This window comes from Acholeplasma oculi, assembly GCF_900166985.1.
Lineage (GTDB): Bacteria > Bacillota_I > Bacilli_A > Acholeplasmatales > Acholeplasmataceae > Acholeplasma > Acholeplasma oculi.
On the sequence record NZ_FUZK01000002.1, the window covers coordinates 282,007 to 300,815 of the forward strand.

Sequence of the window (18,809 nt, forward strand, 5' to 3'; positions counted from 1 at the left end):
TGTTTTCTATCAAAAAACACCTCCATAATTTGATTATAGAAGTGTTTGCTTAAGTTTTACATTTTAATTTTAGATGTATATAATAGATGGTGTAATCTATATGCCTATCAATTAGGTGATGGTAGAACACTATCTTTTTTATAGGCATTTATAACACTTTAAATAAAAAGTAGACTTACCTTATAATAAAAGTTAGTAATAACTACACAAGGAGGTTCCAATAAAAGAATTAATAGTTGAAGCATATGTAATGCTTACTACAAATACTGACAGGAATATCAAAAAGCCAAGAATTATTTTTTCATTATTTTCCTCTCCATACAGGATAAAGTATTATAGAATTAATATTACTTGATGATCTACTGAAATCAAATAAATTATCTTCTAAAGCTGTCTTTGACCACCCAACAAATTCAAAGCCTTCCTTACTTGGTTGTTGTGGTTCACTTATATATTCATCATCGTCATAACTTAAATGATAAAGATGATCGTCTATGTAAAATGCCGCTTTAGCAGCTTTAAAATTACCTCCACGATGACTTTGATACCAATCATATAACGTATCAATGACGATCATCTGTCCATTACCTATAAATCCACCTTCCATACTAATGATTTCATCATCTAAAAAAACAACATATTTTAAATTATTGCATTGCTCAAGTGCGTGAGTTAATATGCTTATTCCTTTTTTAATAATGACAACCTCAAGCTTGTCACTTTTTATTCTGGCAGCATTTTGATCTATACCAAATCCATAATAAGAGCCAACTTTCACTGGGTAACCATAAATCTCTGTTGGAATCTCGATAAAACTTAATTGTTGCCCTTCATCAGTTAATGCATAAATTTCTGCATAACCATCTTGCATACGATAAAAATAGATGTCATAAATCATCTCATCCTTTTGTCCACATCCAAACAAGAATGTTATGAGTACACCTGCTATCAAAAACAATGTCATTTTTTTCATACTTTAAAACCCTCCAAATAATATTCTATATCAACAAAAACAGCCAGATAATCCTATCGATTCTTAAAGGTACTACAAATAAAAAAGACCCGAAAAACATATAGATTCTATGAGGTGAGGCAACTTAAAAAGAATTTAAGCTACTTTATACGTCTCCCTCATATAAAGTCGATATGTTTAACAATAAGGTCTAAAAGTGACGTGTTAAACTATTTTTATTATATTCATTTTTAATAGAGTTGTCAAATAGTTTAATAATTCAAATAATTTATAAGTCTATTTATAAAAATCTAAATACCTCCAATGATAATGCTTTTGAATTTCCCCTTATTAAAGCCGTTTCAATGATGCGTTTATTTTCACCGTTATTTTCATATTTATTTTCCTTTATTTTTTATAAAAAATGATTAAAATATAAGAACCAGGAGGGACATCATGATGGATGAATATAAACTACATAAAGATATTATTTGCATCGACTTAAAAGCATTCTATGCATCTGTTGAGTGTGCCATCCGTGGACTGGATCCTTTTTCATCTGCTTTAGTAGTCGCAGACAGGTCCCGTGGTGACGGCGCACTTTGTTTATCTGTGTCTCCTTATTTAAAAAATATGGGTGTTCCTTCTAGAACACGCATATTTGACTTACCAAAGTATCCAGATAAAGAAATTATCTACGCCAAACCAAGATTAAAAACCTATATGAATTACTCCGTTAAAATCATTGAAATTTATTTAAAGTACATTTCTGATGATGACTTATATGTTTACTCAATTGATGAGGCATTTTTAGATGTGACTTCTTATTTAAAACTTTATCAAATGACCGCCTATGAACTGGCTAAAAAAATCACAGATGACATCAGAGAAACACTACATATTTACAGTTCTGCTGGAATTGGTTCTAATATGCTACTTGCTAAACTGGCTATGGATATTGATGCTAAAAAAACTAAGGAAGGTATTGCTGAATGGCGATATCCTGATGTTGAAAAAAATCTTTGGCCTGTAACCCCACTTTCTAAAATGTGGGGTATCGGTAGCCGTATGCAAGAACATCTCAACCAAATGGGTTTATACACAATTGGAGATATTGCACAATCATCTAGAATTCGCCTTAAGAAAATGTTTGGTGTTTTAGGTGAGGAACTATGGTATCACACACATGGTATTGATATGTCTTTAGTACAAGATAAGAAACAAATAAGAAAATCTAATAAATCAGTTGGTCAGTCTCAAATTCTATTTAGTGACTACTATACACCTGATATCTATACGATTTTATATGAGATGACCGATGAAGTATTAAGACGTCTTAGACTCACTAGAAAAATGGGTAAAACAATCCATTTAGCTTGTGGGTATGATAAAAAAACAGGAGGAGGATTTTCTAAACAAATCACCTTAGACCAACCCACTCAGGCTTATAAAATTGTTTTAGACACAATCTTAAATATATTTAATCAATGTTATGATGGTACATCTCCAATTAGAAGTTGCTCAATCTCTATCAGTCAACTCAGTGAATACAACATGTATCAATATTCTTTATTTGAAGATGCAGAGTATTTAGATAAAGAAACGGATCTCTTAGAAACTGTCGATTCACTTAAATCTAAATTCGGAAAGAATGCGATTAACCGAGGAACCTCTCTTGAGAAAGGTTCGACAATTGTTAAAAGAAATCAAATGGTAGGTGGACACAATGGATAAAGATACCTATATAGATAGAGGTATCATTAAATGGTTACCATTTGATGGTCTTCTAGGTTTTCATGACTTAATTCAAGATTTAAAATATCGTTTGGGTAAAAAAGATAAGCCCACACTTTCAGAAGATCAATTAGAATCCATGAATGAAACATTAAGGATTGCTTTAGAATCCTCATTAGAAATATCGATTACATATTATCATGATGGTTATTTAAAAGAAACACTTGGTGTTGTTAAACATGTGGATATGATCACTCGAACATTATGTTTTATGGATAAGTCTAGTTATCCACTGGATGACATCATGCGATTAGATATCCTCTGACCATAACTTAACTTCAGTTTTCATTTGACCTTCTTTATTTAAATAAAAAAATCTAGCACCCTTTTTAAAACCTTTTGCTCCATATTCATAATGACCACTGACTCTACCATATGCCAGTAACACACCATTTTTTGTAAATTCAAAGTCATTGTAGTGGTCATGACCCACAAAAATACCTTTTGCTAAACCATGTTTTATAACAGCTTCAAAAAATCCAAAATCCATGCCTTGTACGCATGGGTTTTCTTCATATACACCTTTATAATTTAATGCATTTTTATCCACTTCTAAAACATCTCTTAATGGAATATGAAAGAAAATCAAATGTGGTTTTTTCAGGTTTGTTTTTAAACGATACCAATCCACTTGATCTTTAGTAATAGAACCATATCCCCAAGCTTTAACATCTTTAATAACATATGTATCCTCTATATGACTATCCATAAAAATAAGTTTACCTATAACCTCATTTTTATCCATGAGTTTAATCGAAAAGTTAGAATATCCTAAATGCTTAGGTCCTTGATCAAATTTTAAATACTTAGCATCTTTAATAGCTTCAATCAATGTCTCGTAGGTGTTACCACCATCTAAATCATGGTTCCCAAAAACAAATGTAAAAGGTGTTTTTAAAGTATCCATAAACTGACCTAATTTTTGATACAAAAAAGGTGCATCTTTAGACATGGTTTGGTCGCCTGTAAAAACAATAAAATCAGGTTTTTCATCCAAAACGAAATCATGAATAAGTTGAAACGTTTTTAAATCTTTATCATCATTCATTAAGTGAAGATCTGTAAACTGTATCATCTTCAAATCTCTATTTAAAGGCATTTCTAAGTATAACTTATTTAAATTATCTATCTTGTCAAGTAACTCCATTGGATCATTGATGACTAGATCAAAATGTTTTTTAATATGCATTGGTTTTTTATTGTAGTGATCCATCAATATCACTTCAACATCAGAATTCTTTGCTGCAAAAACATCTGTTAATTGATCTCCGACCATCATGATTTCATGTGCTTTACACTTAAAAAAGTTCATCATATCATAGAGTCCGTCTGGATTGGGTTTAGGGTTTTTGACATCATCATATGCAACTAAATGATCAATCAAATCATATAACCCAAGTATGGTTAATTCATCGATTGCAATGGATCTTAATTCTGATGTAAAGACACCTATAAAATATCCTCTTTTCTTTAAAGCGATCATGACTTCGTCTACTCTAGGATATTTTCTTAATAGTTTGTGTTTTAAATTCTTGTGTGTTTCATGAATAAAATCTAAGTGTGTTGGATCAACTTTTCCATAAAGTTTTAATAAAACCTCAGGATATGATAAAGCAAACACAGATTCTATATCCATGCTTTCTAAAGGTGTTTGTGGCTTTTCATATGCTGTTAATCTTTTATATATTTCTAAGACGAGTGAATCACTATCAATGAGTGTACCGTCCATATCAAAAACAATTGCTTTTATCAAAATAATCCCTCTACATTAATTCATCTAATAAGATGTAATATTTAATTTTATGCCAATCTGGATCGATACCTAATTGATCAAATAGATAATCCGTATACTTCGTATCGTAACCCAAATGATGATATATATTTCGAACTGATAGTGCAATATCTACATACCTGCAGGCAACACCACCTCTGTCAAAATCTATCCAGGATATCTCTCCTTGATGATTGACCAACATGTTTTCTAACGTTAAGTCACCATGTGAAAAAACTTTATCTTCATCAGGTTTTTCTCTTTCTAAGTACTTGTATAAATCCTCTGGATCTATAAATCCATTGGGTCCATATGTATCCTCTTCTGCTTGGGTCGTATCAACATCATCGGTATCAATATTGTGTCTGGCAAGTTTTAACTTATACGGAATACCTTTATAGATATTCAAATTAGAAATGTCTACCGCCCATAATTTTTTTAGTGATTGAACCATTAAATCAATGAATTGAAATGGTTCATTCATCCACTTAGATTGACTCAGTATTTCACCTTCTAATCTGGATATAAGTAAGTAATCATATTTTTTTAAACACTGATACGCTATGACTTTAGGGACTTTGAGTTTACCTTGAAGATAATTTAATACATCATATTCTTTCTTTAACGTACCATCATGATGTTCTCTAATCTTTAACACATGATGTGGGTATAGAAAAACAGTTGAACCTGACATGCCAATTTCATCTTTAATACCTTCTTTTAAGTCAATCAATTGCCGAATCAATTTGGGTATATACATGAATTATCCTCTTAGACTAGTTATATACTTTCATTATAGCATGAGCCTATCTTAAAAGAAAAAAGACCTTCCTAAATGATATCTATCATTTATAAAAGGTCTTTCAAAATCTTTTATTGAACTGTGACTGATAGTGTTACGTTTTGACTGTTTGCATCAAATGTAGATTGAATTGAAATACTTACATTGATGTTTCCACCTTGGTTCCATTGATAAGTACTTAAATCAATTGTTCCTGATGTTAACATATCTGATACTCTAAATGTCACACTTCCTGGTATAGATTGGTTTTTATCTGCTTCTAAAATTTGATTAATAAAGTTTGAACTGCCTTCATTATCATTGATGAAGTAATCTCCCCAGAATGTTGCATTACTTCTTGTTCTACCATCTACATGGTAGATAACAACCCCTGGAAGTGTAGGTACAGTACTTGTTCCTAAATGTCCTTGATATAAACCCTTTGGTGTATAGAACATAATGAGTAAATACTCATCAAATGCATTACCATCTTCTAAGTTAGATCCACTATAAGGGATCAGTAATACGCTTTGTTCACCATCTGTATCTAGAGCATAACTGTCTAAAGTTACATCATATGTACCTGCTGTAGCCAGTAATGGTTTTAACCAGCCAAAGACTAATTTTGTAAATGGTCCATGATCGCCTACATTATAGTCCATCATATCAAATCCACCCATTGGACCATAGTCGTTGTTACCTTCATAAGGATAGAAATCAACCATCCCCATTAAGTGTCCTAATTCGTGAATATATGTTTCTGCATTATAAATAAGACCAGAATTTCCTTGAATTGGATCTTCTAAGAATGAATAACTTGCCCAGAAATAATACTCAAAGTTTTTACCATCCAGTTGACCAATACTGTCAGCTTCTCCATATTTTGCTGAATAGACCCAAGCCCACCATGGGTCTTGATCATAATCATAATCTACAGAATAAATAAATACCACGGAATCAATATATCCATCATTGTTAGAATCGTATTTACTATAATCAATTTGACTGTCTAAACCGTTTAAAGCCTCAACAATTGCATGCTGATCGCCACCTTGACCTAAGTTTTCATAGTAGCTTCTAGTATTAGATGTAACAAATTTAGGTGCAATATCAAAGCTTAAATTTAAACGTCCAAAACTGCTTAATGTATAATAACTACTTACACTTTGCCATCCTGTAGATTGAGCTGTTCCATTAAATACAGCATCTAGCTTTTGTTCATAACCTAAATCAAATGGTGAACCACTAATTTCTACTGGAACAACTAATACATCAAACGTTCCAACTGAAGGTAAACCTGAAATTCCAAATTTTTGTTTTTCATATTCATTAACGGATTGTTGAAAATCTAGTGTTTCTAATGCACCTGGTTCTACAGATGGGTCAAATTGGAATACTCGAATTGTAACAGAGTTTCCATCCATCACTGCATAAACACCATATGCTAAACTTTCAGATACAGCATATGTATAAACAGTTTGTCCACGTAATGTAGATAGTTCAGCATCGATTGCATAACCTGCAGCTTCTAATGCTTGGTAATAATTTGAAAGTAGGTTTGCATCACTGGATTCTAAAACACCTGTGATTTTATATTCTTTATTGGATACTTTAGACAGAACCATTTGTGATAGACCTGTAAATGATGGGAAATACGTATTTAAGTCTAAATCATTTAAATTAGTTTCTAATACAGCAACCATGTCTTCCCATAGTTCATAGGTTGGTACAGAAGCTGTTTGATAAAGTGTAACTTCAGATATTTTAAACTGTCCACTATTCGATGTTGCCCCAGTTCCTGTGAATAATAATCTGAAACGACTTGCATTCAGATTTTGAATTTGAATGGTTACAACATCAGTTGAAAGTTGTGTATAGAAATCTCCACCTGCTAAATCTACCCAAGTACCTGATTGATATACTTGAACCTTCGCACCTTTTAAAGTATTTGTATAACTATCTCTTGCCTCAATTTGGAATGAGAAGTTAGTAATTATATTTCCAAGTGTGTCTACTTCTAAATATACCGTTGGATTTGCATTACCACTAACGTTTGCTGCAAACACAATACCTGCTGATAAACCACTTGGTCCTGTTGCAACATTCGCTGCATGACTTACAGTAATGATTGCTTTAGATGCACTGTTAGTAAATAATAAAGCAGTATCTATTGTATCTTTATAACTACTTGGTAATGAAGTTGTTGTATTTTGAACATTAAAACTATAATAAATTCCATTAACTGGTTCTTCAGGGTCTACAGGTCCATTTTCTAAATTGTAGATACCAATACCATATACCACTTCGCCTGGATAAGTTTCTGCATCTTCAAATACATATAAATAATAGTTTCCAATCACCCAGGATTGTTCTACATCATCATATGAAAGTGCAGCATCTAAAAGATCCATATATGCATTCGCATCTGCTTCTGTCCAGTCGAAAATATCGATATAAACTTCAAATAATCCACCTTCAGATAAATTTGAAATGAGTGAATCGTTCGTTGTAAAATTAGGCATTAAAGCATAAATGTCAAATCCAAAGATAGTATTTAACTCTGCTGGATTAAATGGATCTTTTGGATCCGTTGGATCGGTTGGATCCACAGGGTCCTCTGTAGAACCATAAATACCAATACCATATACGACTTCTCCTGGATAAGTTTCATCATCTTCAAATACATATAGGAAGTAATCCCCTATAATCCATGACATTTCAGCATCATCATAAGTTAATGCTTCATCTAATAAAAGCATGTATGCATCAGAATCTTCTACTGACCAGTCAAAGATATCAACATATACCATAAAGTATCCATCTTCAGATACATCGGTTAATAAGGAGTCATTTGTTTTAAATCCAGGCATTAAAGCGTAAATATCAAAACCGAAGATTGCATTTAAAGCTGCAGGGTTATAATCTGCTTTACCCTTAGCAGTTGCAGTAAATGTCGCTGTATAGGTTTGATCTTTAGTTGCAGCAACAACTGCTGGAGTCCATCCTGCAAATGCATAATCAAATGCATCATCGGATGCCTTAGTTGGTGTAGCCCCGTCAAAAACAGGTAATGCACCTTCTAATACTTGTGTTGTTTTGATGGTTGTACCATCTGCTTGTTTCCATGTAATCACATAACTTGTTTCAGTTGTTGCTTCCCATGTAGCATGTAAAGATAGATTCCCTTTAGAACCTACGTTAATTTGAGTAATGGCTTTGTTTGAATCATTATCAATTAACCACCCGTTAAATGTATAACCTTCTTTAGTAGGTGTTTTTAAAACAACCTCATCTAAAATAGTATAACTACTTGGATTATCCAAGTGGTTTGAACCACCATCTAAATGATATGTAATTGTATAGTTAATAATGTTCCATTTTGCATAGAGTGTAATAGAACCCGTAATTGCTTCATCTACAATAGATTCAGGATCTAAACTGATGTCTGTGAACCATCCATCAAATTCATATCCTTCTTTTGTTGTTGTGAGTGCTTCAAGAGATGCTAAATTGAAATTTGCATCTGCCTCAATTGCCTCAATTGGTGTACCACCATTTGTTTCAAACGTAATGGTGTAACTATCTATAGTGCCTACACAAGCAACTAATAATAGTGTTAATATAAGTATATTAAATATAGCCCCTAGTTTCTTCATCTGTTCTCACTTTCCTGTCATCAAAAATTGATATAACAGCCATGATATCATAAATTCACATAGATTGTAAACTAAAACACTAAAAGACAATCCATAAAAAATAAAAAACCTTCTAAATGCCTTTATCTATATAAATAAGGCATGTTTAAGAAGGTTTTTAAGTATTCATCTAAGTAAATTTTATCTTAACATTAAAACAGCAAATGTAATACTTATGATTAAAACTAAAACTAATCCGATGTGTGTATAAAAATAATACTTCATTTGTTGATATTTAAGTTTAATCAAGAAAATAATAAATGGTATAGAAAGTATGGCAGTTGCTATAGAAATCATGATTGCAATAATTAAAAATCCAAAAAACAACCACCCATCATTTGCAGTTTGAGCTGCAATGATTAAATCTGATGTAAACCAAACCATGAATAACGCAATCAACAAACTAATTGTTCCTAATATTTTTGATGCTTTTAACATATGATATTCTCCTTATTGTTTTATAAACTGTTATTTTTTATGTGATTTATACATATTCATATTGTATTTGATTGATCACTTCCTTTATAAAATCTTACGTTCTCTCTTTTTAAATCTATAAAAAGTAATACAGTTTTCAATCGTTTAGCTCTTTATTTATTAATGATATCTTCAATATATCATAATAATGAGCACACGATATCGCTGAAACATTTTTATTTTTAATTTTATGAAAACGTTTTTATTCACTTTATACTTTACTACACTAAAGCAATAAAGTATAATGGACATAAAATTAATTTAAAAGTGAGGTTTTATAAATGAAAAAAATATTTTTATTCATCACGGTTTTACTAAGTTCCATCGCACTGACTGCTTGTGGAAACACCTTAACAGATTTAGAGTATATTGAAGATAAAGGTACATTTATCTTAGGTTATACAGATTTTCCTCCAATGGGATTTTTAGAAGATGGAGTCCCGGCTGGATTTGATATTGAAATTGCAAGACTTGTATTTGAACGTATGGGTGTTGAACTTCAATTTAGATATATCGATTGGGATGCTAAAAATGTGGAATTAGACTCTAAAAGAATTGATGCTATTTGGAATGGTTTAACCATTACAGATAGCAGAAAACAAGAAATGACTTTTTCTAAACCTTATTTTGATAATAACTTAATCATTATTTCAAAAGACGGTTCAGAAATTGATCAAATCAGTGATTTAGAAGGTAAAAATATTGGTGTTGAACTCAGTTCTTCTGCAGATATATCTGTATCTGGTAATGAAACTATTTTAGATATTTCAAATGAAATTAAAAAATATAATACATCATCAGAGGCTATACTTGCATTAAACGCTGGTTTAGTTGATGCTGTGATTGTAGATGAAATTTATGCAAGATATGTTGTGATGAAAGATACAAGTAACACATATCAAATCAGTACTGAGATTATTGGTAGTGAACAGTATGGAATTGGTTTTAGATTGGGAGATGAATCTTTACGTGACCGAGTGGATGCTATTTTAGATGAGTTATATGAGGAAGGATTGATTCAACCTATTTCGATTAAATACTTTGGTGTGAATCTATTTATTAGAGGATAATGAGTTATTATTTAGATGTATTAAACTATCTACTAGAAGGGTCTAAGACAACCCTTCTAGTCTTTTCTTTCACACTCTTATCCATTCCACTAGGTTTACTACTAGCTGTTTTTAGAAAGTTAAGTTTTAAACCAATCCAAAAACTCATTGATCTATATACTTGGGTTATTAGAGGAACTCCTTTACTACTTCAACTCTTCTTTGTTGTATATGGTATACCGATACTTTTTGGAAGTTTCTTTTTATTTGATGAAATATACGGAGCAATATTTACATTCATCATCAACTACACAGCTTATTTTATTGAAATATTTAGAGGTGGTATGAATTCAATTCAAAAATCTCAATATGATGCTTCAAAATCATTATCTTTAAATCCATATCAAACATACCGACATATCATAATCCCTCAAACGCTTCACAAAACAATGCCAAGTGTTGTCAACGAATTAATCACACTTGTAAAGGATACTGCACTTGTGAGTGCAGTAGCAATTTCTGATATTTTAAGAAATACTAGAGAATTAGTGAATAGAGATTTTAGAGTGGAGTCATATTTTGTTGCAGCACTTATTTATTTATTCTTTACTTATATTATTGTTTTTATCTTTAGAAAAATAGAAAAGAAACGTTTATCGTTTTATGGGGTTTAAACTATGTTACTAAAAACGAAAGGTCTAACAAAATCATTTCTAAATAACTTAGCTGTTAATGATGTATCGATTGAACTTAGCCAAGGAGAGGTTTTAAGTATCATAGGTCCTTCAGGTTCTGGTAAAAGTACTTTATTAAAATTGATTAATCAGTTGGAAACACCGGATAAGGGAGAGGTTTTCATCGATGGTGTTTCCTTACAAAAATCAAGTAAACAAATTAGAAACCAATACTTTCAATCCATTGGCTTTATCTTTCAAGATTTCGCATTGTTTGAACATTTAACAGTAAAAGAAAACTTAGAACTATCCCCACGTATTGTCCACAAAAAAGATAGAAATGAATTAAAGATTCAAACCCAGTCTCTTTTAGAACTCGTTGGATTACCTGATAAATTAGACAGTTATCCAATCACTTTATCTGGTGGACAAAAACAAAGAATTGCAATCGCAAGAGCACTAGCAACAAAACCTAAAATACTTCTATTTGATGAACCTACTTCAGCACTCGATGTTAAATCTATTGATGATTTAGTATCTATTATTAAAAAATTAAAAGCTGAAGGGATTGGTATCTTAATTGTAACCCATGATCTTCGATTTGCTAAACTCGTTTCAGATAGATTGCTATTTATGAAAAATTCAAGTATTATTCTTAATAAGGATATCAATGATATAATAGATATTGATTTAATATTTGATACATTGTAAATGGTGAGGTAGTAGATATGTCTAAGTTAAAGAGCGCTTTAAATGATGAACTATTTGAAAGTATATTGAAATTAGAAAATTTGGAAGATGCTTATGCATTTTTTGAAGATTTGTGTACAATCAAAGAAATTGAGGCTATGGCTCAACGAATAAAATCAGCCAAACTTTTATTAGACGGTAAAACCTATGAACAAATCATTGAAGAAACAGGTATTAGTTCAACGACCTTAAGTCGTATCTCCACATGTATTCGATATGGTACGGGTGGCTATAAAAAAATACTCGATTCAAAAAAATAATTAAAATCGTTGTAAATTAATTTTTAATAGTATATAATAGGATAAATTCAATGATACAAGGATAATAATTCATCCAATCATTATGATAAGCGAACTTACAAATGGTGAAAGGTAAGTATAATGAGGTTGAACGAATGGGCTTGTGGAGAAGCTTTAGCAAACACCTACGGTAAGTAGTTAAAGACGATAGCTTTCGTTAAAGAGCAGACATATTAATATCTTAAATGATAGCGTATGTTGAATAAATGAAGAGAAATAATTTTTTTATTTCTAAACATAGGGTGGCACCACGATAACTCGTCCCTTACATAGATTTTTCTATGTGAGGGGCTTTTTTATATTAAAAATTCAAACAAAAAAAGGAGAAATAGATTATGGAGTTTGGTAATTTTGGAGGACAATTTCTTCCACCACATATTTTAAAAGCAGTCAAGGAGGTTGAAGATGCCTACAATAAATATAAGGACGATCCTTTATTTATTGAAGAATTTAAGTATTATTTAAATCATTATGCAGGTAGACCTTCCAATCTATATTTTGCATCACACTTAACCGAAGATTTAGGTGGGGCAAAGATTTATTTAAAACGTGAAGACTTGAATCATACAGGGTCTCATAAGATTAATAATGTGTTAGGACAAGCACTTCTTGCCAAGCGTATGGGTAAGAAAAAACTGATTGCAGAAACAGGTGCTGGCCAACATGGTGTTGCAACAGCAACAGCAGCAGCACTTCTTAATATGGAGTGTGAAATTCATATGGGTGCTATTGATGTTGAAAAACAAGCTTTAAATGTTTATAAGATGCAACTTTTAGGTGCTAAAGTTATATCTGTTCAAGATGGCTTAAAAACGCTTAAAGAAGCGGTTGATAGTGCACTCATTACATGGAGTAATGAATTAGAAGATACATTCTATTTAATTGGTTCTGCAGTAGGACCTAGTCCTTATCCGATGATGGTTAGAGATTTCCAAAAAGTCATTGGAATAGAAATCAAAGAGCAAATGCAACTTGCTGAAGGAAAACTACCAGACTATGTTATTGCCTGTGTGGGCGGTGGGTCTAATGCGATTGGTGCATTCTATGATTTCATACCTGATAAGTCCGTTAAACTCATTGGTGTTGAAGCATCTGGAAAAGGACTACACACTAAAGAACATGCGGCAACCATGACACTTGGTAAAAAGGGTATTATCCATGGTATGATGACTAAAGTTTTATTAGAAGACAATGGTGATATCTCTCCTGTATATTCTATATCTGCAGGACTGGATTATCCTGGTGTAGGTCCTGAACATGCATACCTTGATGAAATCAAACGTGTAACTTATGTTGCAGCAACCGATGAGGAAGCTGTAGAGGCTTTTGAGTACTTAACTTTAATGGAAGGAATCATCCCAGCTATTGAATCCTCACATGCTGTTGCTCATGCTATTAAACTTGCAAAAACATTACCAAAAGATCAGGTGATTGTTGTAAACCTTTCTGGACGTGGTGATAAAGATGTGAAGCATATTGCAAGATACCGTGGTTTAAATATTGTAGATTAAACGGTTATGAATCATCCCTCTCTATATGAAAAAGTGGCGTACCTTTTTAGGTATACCACTTTTTCTTATCGAATAACCTCTTTTTTTGCTTCATGAAATTCATTTAAGTATCTTCTCATTTCTTGCATAAGTATTGTATCGGGAGCTCCCTTTAATACTATACCATCCAGATACATCATACTCTTAATAATAGGAAACATTCCTTTTTCAAACACCATACCCGAGTGTACGCCTAATTTAATAGTTTCCATCATCCGTTTGGTAAGAGAAATTTCAGAAACTGTTTTATCATCAAAATCCTTGTATAGTTCCAACATTTTTTGATGGAATGCTTCAAACTTATTACCCGATATCTCGGTAAGTGCCATTTGATTTAAGGCATGCGCACATCCATCATAATCATAATATGCAAGCCTATCCATAAATTGAAATAATCCTTTTTGAATCTTTTCTCCAACTTTAGAAATTGCTCCTGTGTCTATAAAGTAAAAATCATTATCCTTCTTAATGATATTTCCAGGATGTAAATCCCCGTGGAATGTTCCAACTAAAAATACGAAGAACCCGTGTATATGAAATATTTCTAATATATCAGCAAGAATCATCTTCTTCTCACTTAATAAATCATCAATAGTATCTCCTTTTATATACTCAGAAACCAACACATTTTCACTGGATAGATCTTCATAAATTTTTGGAAATTTCAATCGACTTAAATCAAAAATATGTTGATTCTTATCATGTATATCTTTTAAAATATATCCATGTTTTATTTCATTTCTTAAATCAAGTTCTGCTAGCGTATAGTTTTCTATATGTTCTAAAATACCAACAGGGTCAGCAACTTTTTGAAGTTTTGGGTAAAAGAATATAATGAACTTTATAAATCTTCTCAGTGATTTTACATCTTTTATAAATTTCTTTTTAAAATCTTTCTTTAAAAATTTAATAACAACTTCTTCACCTGTTTTTAATTTGGCTCTATGAACTTGTCCAACCGATGCACTACCTATAGGTTTTTCTTCTATATACTCAAAATGATCAAACCATACCTTATCGACATAAGATTTTAAAAGATTTTGATATGCCAACCCTTCAACCGGTTCTGTTCTAGAGTAAAGTTTTGCTAAATGGGTACATGTTGACTCACTCAAAAAATCAATCCTAAGTGCGAAGGTTTGAGCAATCTTTACAGCCAGTAATCCCTGTTTTTCTATATATTCTAAATTAGGTAATCTCTTTTTAGAAAATATTTCTTTAAAGAGTTTGATAAACATCAACCATTTCATTTTAATCTATCACCTATCCTTATCATAAATGATACCATCTTTATGATCAATTCAATGGATATTACTTTATGATTTGAGTTGTATATCCATCCATTAATAACTATAATAGAGTTAGGTGATGAAATGGAATCCATAACTAAAAATAAACAAGATCAGAAAACAATTCAAAACATGATTCAAAAAATCATGCATCAAGACATATCTAATGATTCAGATGCTATCAAAGAATTAAGTGATGGTTGGTTTAATGCGATCTATGAAGTCAAATTAGATAACAATCAATTTGTCATCATAAAGATTGCTCCTGATCCACTCATACCCGTTATGCATTATGAAAAAAACATGATGGAAAGTGAAGTTTTCTTTATGCAAAAAGCCAAATCTATAGGTATTCCTTGTCCTACCATTTATGGATATGATGATTCCTTAACTCTTTGCAGTGCACCTTATTACATCATGGAAAAATTAGTTGGTACTTCTTTAGAAAAAATCTATTCATCTTTGGATCCTAGTACCTTAAAAGATATACTAAATGCTACAGGACATTACACAAAACTATGGAATACTTCTCTGAAAAGTGATGTCTTTGGATATCCTTTTCATAGGGATTTACAAGCATCAACCATGAAAGAGTTATTCTTTAAAATGCTCGATCATTTATTATTAGATGGTAAAAAGAATCAATGTGATCTAGGTTTTTCTTATTGTAAAATTAGAAATCTATTTGAATACTTAAGCGATGTCTTAGATGAAGTTAAAACACCTTCATTTATACATTTTGATTGTTGGTATACCAATATAATGGTTGAAGGTAACAAATTAGTTGGTTTTATTGATTTTGAAAGAGCCTTTTATGGAGACCCACTTCAAGAAGCTCTATTTAGAATGAAAAACCCTTTTGAACTAGAAGGTTACGGAAAGACAACATTTAGTGACTCTGAAAAGATTCGATTAGACTTATATGATGCATACTTAGCACTCATTATGATTATTGAAGATAGTTACCGTCATTATGATACAGAAGATATCAAAAACTTAGGACTTCATAATTTGAGTCAATTTGTACAAAAATATAAAGATGTTTATGAACGCATCAATTGCTAAAGGATAGGTCATCTATCCTTTATTTCTTTTTAAACTCTATATTTTTTCTTTATGATAGAATATTCATATAAGGACACTAAATGAAGGAGCAGAACAAATTTCTTTGTTCAATAACATACATATGCCCATGATTGAAGAAACGCTAAAAACTTATTTATCGACTATTCCAGATGGAAACTTAAAACAAGCCATATCTTATGCATTATTAGGTAATGGAAAACGTGTAAGACCAATGTTGGGTATTACACTACTTGAATCCCTTGGAATAAACCCTCTACCTTATTTAAATGCGTTGGTTGCTGTAGAACTTATTCATACCTATTCACTCATTCATGATGACTTACCTTCTATGGATAATGACACCATGCGCCGTGGAAAACCAACTGTACATATCGCATTTGATGAAGGTACTGCTATTCTTGCAGGAGATGCACTACTTACAGATAGTTTCTATTTAGTTACAGAAACTAAAGCCCTAACCGGAGATGAGAAAACTCAAATCATTTCAATACTTGCAAAAAAAGCAGGTAGTTTAGGTATGGTTTTAGGACAAATTAAAGATATTGAATCTGAGCAGAAACAAATCTCTATCGAAGATCTAAATCTTATGTATGAACTCAAAACAGCAAATTTAATTCAAGCTTCTTTAATGACTGCTGCTGTTATCGGTGCTAAGAAAGATATTGCACTATATGAGTCCTTAGGTTACTATATTGGTCTTATCTTTCAAATTCAAGATGACATTTTAGAATACACCTTAACACCTGATGAAATCGGTAAATCAAAATCGGATGAATTAAGAGATAAACCGACTTATGTTTCTTTATTAGGTTTAGATAAATCTAGAATAATCCTAAACCAATACACTCAAAAATTAAACCACTTAATTCAAACACTAGGATTAGAAAATACATCCATTCATGACCAAATTAAACAACTACTAACCCGAAAAAAATAGTTATGCTACATTTGGTGGAGATTTAGTGACGACGAACTCCAATTACTTTTTATATACACTGATGTCTATGACATATCCTAATATAGAAACAGATGATTTTATCATAGATTTATTTGCAGGTCCTTATAGTGTTGTTGGTAAATCTAGATTAAAATCACTAAAAAGTGGAGCCTCTTAAAGAGAGGTTCCATTTTCTTATTAAAAATATTAGATTTTTATCATATAATAAGTATATAAAGATTTGAGGCGATGTGTCATGTATTATATTCAAATAGACAAATCCATACGTAAATCCTATGTCCAACAGATTGTTACCAGCATTGAACAAGCAATTTATAACAAAATCTTAAAAGACCAGGATCAATTACCCACTGTCAGTGAAATCTCTTCTTTTTTTGAAATCAGTGATATTGCTGTTAGGATGGCCTATCAAGACCTACAAAAGAAAAATTTAATACATTCTATAAAGGGTAAAGGAACATTTGTAAGTCTAAGACCTTATCGAACAATACCTTTAAAAACCTTTTATGATCAAAAACATTATTTATTAGATTCTACGGATTCTTTTTTTAGACGTTGGCTATATACCAATAAAGAAAAAGATGCTCATTTATTGATTAAACTACATGCAACACTTAATGGATTTCCAATCTATCATCAAAAAATAAAGTTTTATAAAAGCAATTTAGATCAAGTTAAAAGTTTATTAACTGAGCATATCCATATTAGAGATTTTTTTATACGTTTAAATCACAGTGAGGAGATTGTAATGGATAATCTATTTTCACCTAAATCAGCTGATTTACTGGATGTATCTTTACTTCAAATCAAAGTAAAAGATCCTGTACATAAAATTGTTACGAAAGTCTATAATAAAAACCATGAACAAATTGCTGAAGTCGAAACATTGATGCCAGCTAAATATATTTCGTTTGAGGTCCTATTATGAACAAAAAACTCTTTAACTTAAACCTCAATATTGACCATAGAAAAAAGGATTCTATTCATAAACAAATCATTGATCAAATGAAAGAAATTATTTCTCATCAATCCTTTAACCAAGTTCTTGAACTAGAATCTATAGAATCCATTTCTAAACAAAATCATATTGATTCTAAAGAAATTAAACAAGCATTTAATGACTTAATTCAAGAAGGCTATTTGATTTATACGAATCAAACATATTTCATCAATAGAATTCATTTGTATCATGACTTTTACGGAGGCATTGTATCCTTATATGATGCAATTAAACATACAGGTTATGATGTTTCAATGAAGGTGATGGACTATAAAATACTATCTAAAAGTCAACAAAACAAACTGAATTTAAATATGTTTAAACAAGTATTGTTTGTCAGAAAACTCTACTTAGCCAATGAAATGCCTATAATTTTACTTGATGCTTATTATGATGCAAAATACTTTGATCAACCACTTAAATTTGATTTTGAACATAATGCCATTTTTAAATATTTAGAAGATACACATCATATTAAAATGGATAACTCAAAAAGACTTATAGAAGTCATTACACCACCTAAAGATATTCAAAAGATATTATCCAACCCTCTAGATTCAGCAACCATCTGTGTCAAGGCACATACCTATCAAGGTAATGAGTTAATTGAGTATGGTTGTGGGTATGCAAGCATCAATTACTCTATCTATCTAAAAACAGTAATCAAGCCATAAAAAAAGAAGT

General features: G+C 31.2%; 17 protein-coding genes and 1 other annotated feature. Of the genes, 11 read left to right on the top strand and 6 right to left on the bottom strand.

The window, feature by feature from the left end:
• Window positions 1–304 precede the first annotated feature (304 nt).
• Window positions 305–973 carry an InlB B-repeat-containing protein gene (locus B5X49_RS05445; protein ID WP_045748751.1) on the bottom strand — a complete coding sequence of 223 codons (669 nt, stop codon included), beginning with the start codon at window positions 971–973 and terminating at the stop codon, window positions 305–307.
• A 435-nt stretch (window positions 974–1,408) separates the two neighbouring features.
• On the opposite strand from B5X49_RS05445, the gene B5X49_RS05450 reads away from it, so the two are divergent.
• Window positions 1,409–2,686 (top strand): Y-family DNA polymerase, encoded by a 1,278-nt coding sequence (locus tag B5X49_RS05450; protein ID WP_052669859.1) that lies wholly within the window; start codon window positions 1,409–1,411, stop codon window positions 2,684–2,686.
• Complete coding sequence (locus tag B5X49_RS05455; protein WP_045748750.1) at window positions 2,679–3,011, top strand: YolD-like family protein; 333 nt, start codon at window positions 2,679–2,681, stop codon at window positions 3,009–3,011. Before B5X49_RS05450 ends, B5X49_RS05455 begins: the two co-directional genes overlap by 8 nt.
• On the opposite strand, the gene B5X49_RS05460 is transcribed toward B5X49_RS05455, so the two are convergent.
• From B5X49_RS05460 to B5X49_RS05475, 4 genes are all read right to left on the bottom strand, one after another.
• Entirely contained in the window at window positions 2,997–4,499 is a 1,503-nt protein-coding gene (locus B5X49_RS05460; protein ID WP_045748749.1) for an HAD hydrolase-like protein, read from the bottom strand. The two genes, B5X49_RS05455 and B5X49_RS05460, sit on opposite strands and share 15 nt — an antisense overlap.
• Window positions 4,500–4,509: 10 nt before the next feature.
• On the bottom strand, window positions 4,510–5,277 hold the full coding sequence (locus B5X49_RS05465; protein ID WP_052669858.1) for an aminoglycoside 3'-phosphotransferase: 768 nt from the start codon (window positions 5,275–5,277) through the stop codon (window positions 4,510–4,512).
• Window positions 5,278–5,390: 113 nt separating this feature from the next.
• Window positions 5,391–8,954 (bottom strand): InlB B-repeat-containing protein, encoded by a 3,564-nt coding sequence (locus B5X49_RS05470; RefSeq protein ID WP_045748748.1) that lies wholly within the window; start codon window positions 8,952–8,954, stop codon window positions 5,391–5,393.
• A gap of 180 nt (window positions 8,955–9,134) precedes the next feature.
• Window positions 9,135–9,431, bottom strand: a complete 297-nt coding sequence (locus tag B5X49_RS05475) for a hypothetical protein (protein ID WP_045748747.1) — start codon at window positions 9,429–9,431, stop codon at window positions 9,135–9,137.
• Window positions 9,432–9,751: 320 nt separating this feature from the next.
• Here B5X49_RS05475 and B5X49_RS05480 point away from each other — a divergent pair, with 320 nt between their 5' ends.
• The 5 genes from B5X49_RS05480 (at window position 9,752) to trpB (ending at window position 13,753) form a co-directional block, all read left to right on the top strand.
• Complete coding sequence (locus B5X49_RS05480; RefSeq protein ID WP_045748746.1) at window positions 9,752–10,540, top strand: amino acid ABC transporter substrate-binding protein; 789 nt, start codon at window positions 9,752–9,754, stop codon at window positions 10,538–10,540.
• Complete coding sequence (locus B5X49_RS05485; protein ID WP_045748745.1) at window positions 10,540–11,193, top strand: amino acid ABC transporter permease; 654 nt, start codon at window positions 10,540–10,542, stop codon at window positions 11,191–11,193. Before B5X49_RS05480 ends, B5X49_RS05485 begins: the two co-directional genes overlap by 1 nt.
• A gap of 3 nt (window positions 11,194–11,196) precedes the next feature.
• Window positions 11,197–11,904 carry an amino acid ABC transporter ATP-binding protein gene (locus tag B5X49_RS05490; RefSeq protein WP_045748744.1) on the top strand — a complete coding sequence of 236 codons (708 nt, stop codon included), beginning with the start codon at window positions 11,197–11,199 and terminating at the stop codon, window positions 11,902–11,904.
• Window positions 11,905–11,921: 17 nt separating this feature from the next.
• Complete coding sequence (locus B5X49_RS05495) at window positions 11,922–12,203, top strand: YerC/YecD family TrpR-related protein (RefSeq protein ID WP_045748743.1); 282 nt, start codon at window positions 11,922–11,924, stop codon at window positions 12,201–12,203.
• Window positions 12,204–12,244: 41 nt separating this feature from the next.
• Window positions 12,245–12,511 (top strand) — a binding site (T-box leader).
• 66 nt (window positions 12,512–12,577) lie between these two features.
• Window positions 12,578–13,753: a tryptophan synthase subunit beta gene (gene trpB, locus B5X49_RS05500; RefSeq protein ID WP_045748742.1), complete on the top strand. Its 1,176-nt coding sequence runs from the start codon at window positions 12,578–12,580 to the stop codon at window positions 13,751–13,753.
• A gap of 65 nt (window positions 13,754–13,818) precedes the next feature.
• On the opposite strand, the gene B5X49_RS05505 is transcribed toward trpB, so the two are convergent.
• Window positions 13,819–15,042: an AarF/UbiB family protein gene (locus B5X49_RS05505; protein ID WP_045748741.1), complete on the bottom strand. Its 1,224-nt coding sequence runs from the start codon at window positions 15,040–15,042 to the stop codon at window positions 13,819–13,821.
• A 123-nt stretch (window positions 15,043–15,165) separates the two neighbouring features.
• Between B5X49_RS05505 and B5X49_RS05510 the strand changes: the two genes are divergently transcribed.
• From B5X49_RS05510 to B5X49_RS05525, 4 genes are all read left to right on the top strand, one after another.
• A complete protein-coding gene (locus tag B5X49_RS05510) occupies window positions 15,166–16,146 on the top strand; it encodes a phosphotransferase family protein (protein ID WP_052669856.1) in 981 nt (326 codons plus the stop codon).
• Between the two features lie 121 nt (window positions 16,147–16,267).
• Window positions 16,268–17,104: a polyprenyl synthetase family protein gene (locus tag B5X49_RS05515; RefSeq protein WP_045748740.1), complete on the top strand. Its 837-nt coding sequence runs from the start codon at window positions 16,268–16,270 to the stop codon at window positions 17,102–17,104.
• Window positions 17,105–17,360: 256 nt separating this feature from the next.
• Window positions 17,361–18,053 (top strand): GntR family transcriptional regulator, encoded by a 693-nt coding sequence (locus B5X49_RS05520; protein ID WP_052669854.1) that lies wholly within the window; start codon window positions 17,361–17,363, stop codon window positions 18,051–18,053.
• Window positions 18,050–18,799 carry a GntR family transcriptional regulator gene (locus B5X49_RS05525; RefSeq protein ID WP_045748739.1) on the top strand — a complete coding sequence of 250 codons (750 nt, stop codon included), beginning with the start codon at window positions 18,050–18,052 and terminating at the stop codon, window positions 18,797–18,799. Before B5X49_RS05520 ends, B5X49_RS05525 begins: the two co-directional genes overlap by 4 nt.
• Window positions 18,800–18,809: the final 10 nt, after the last annotated feature.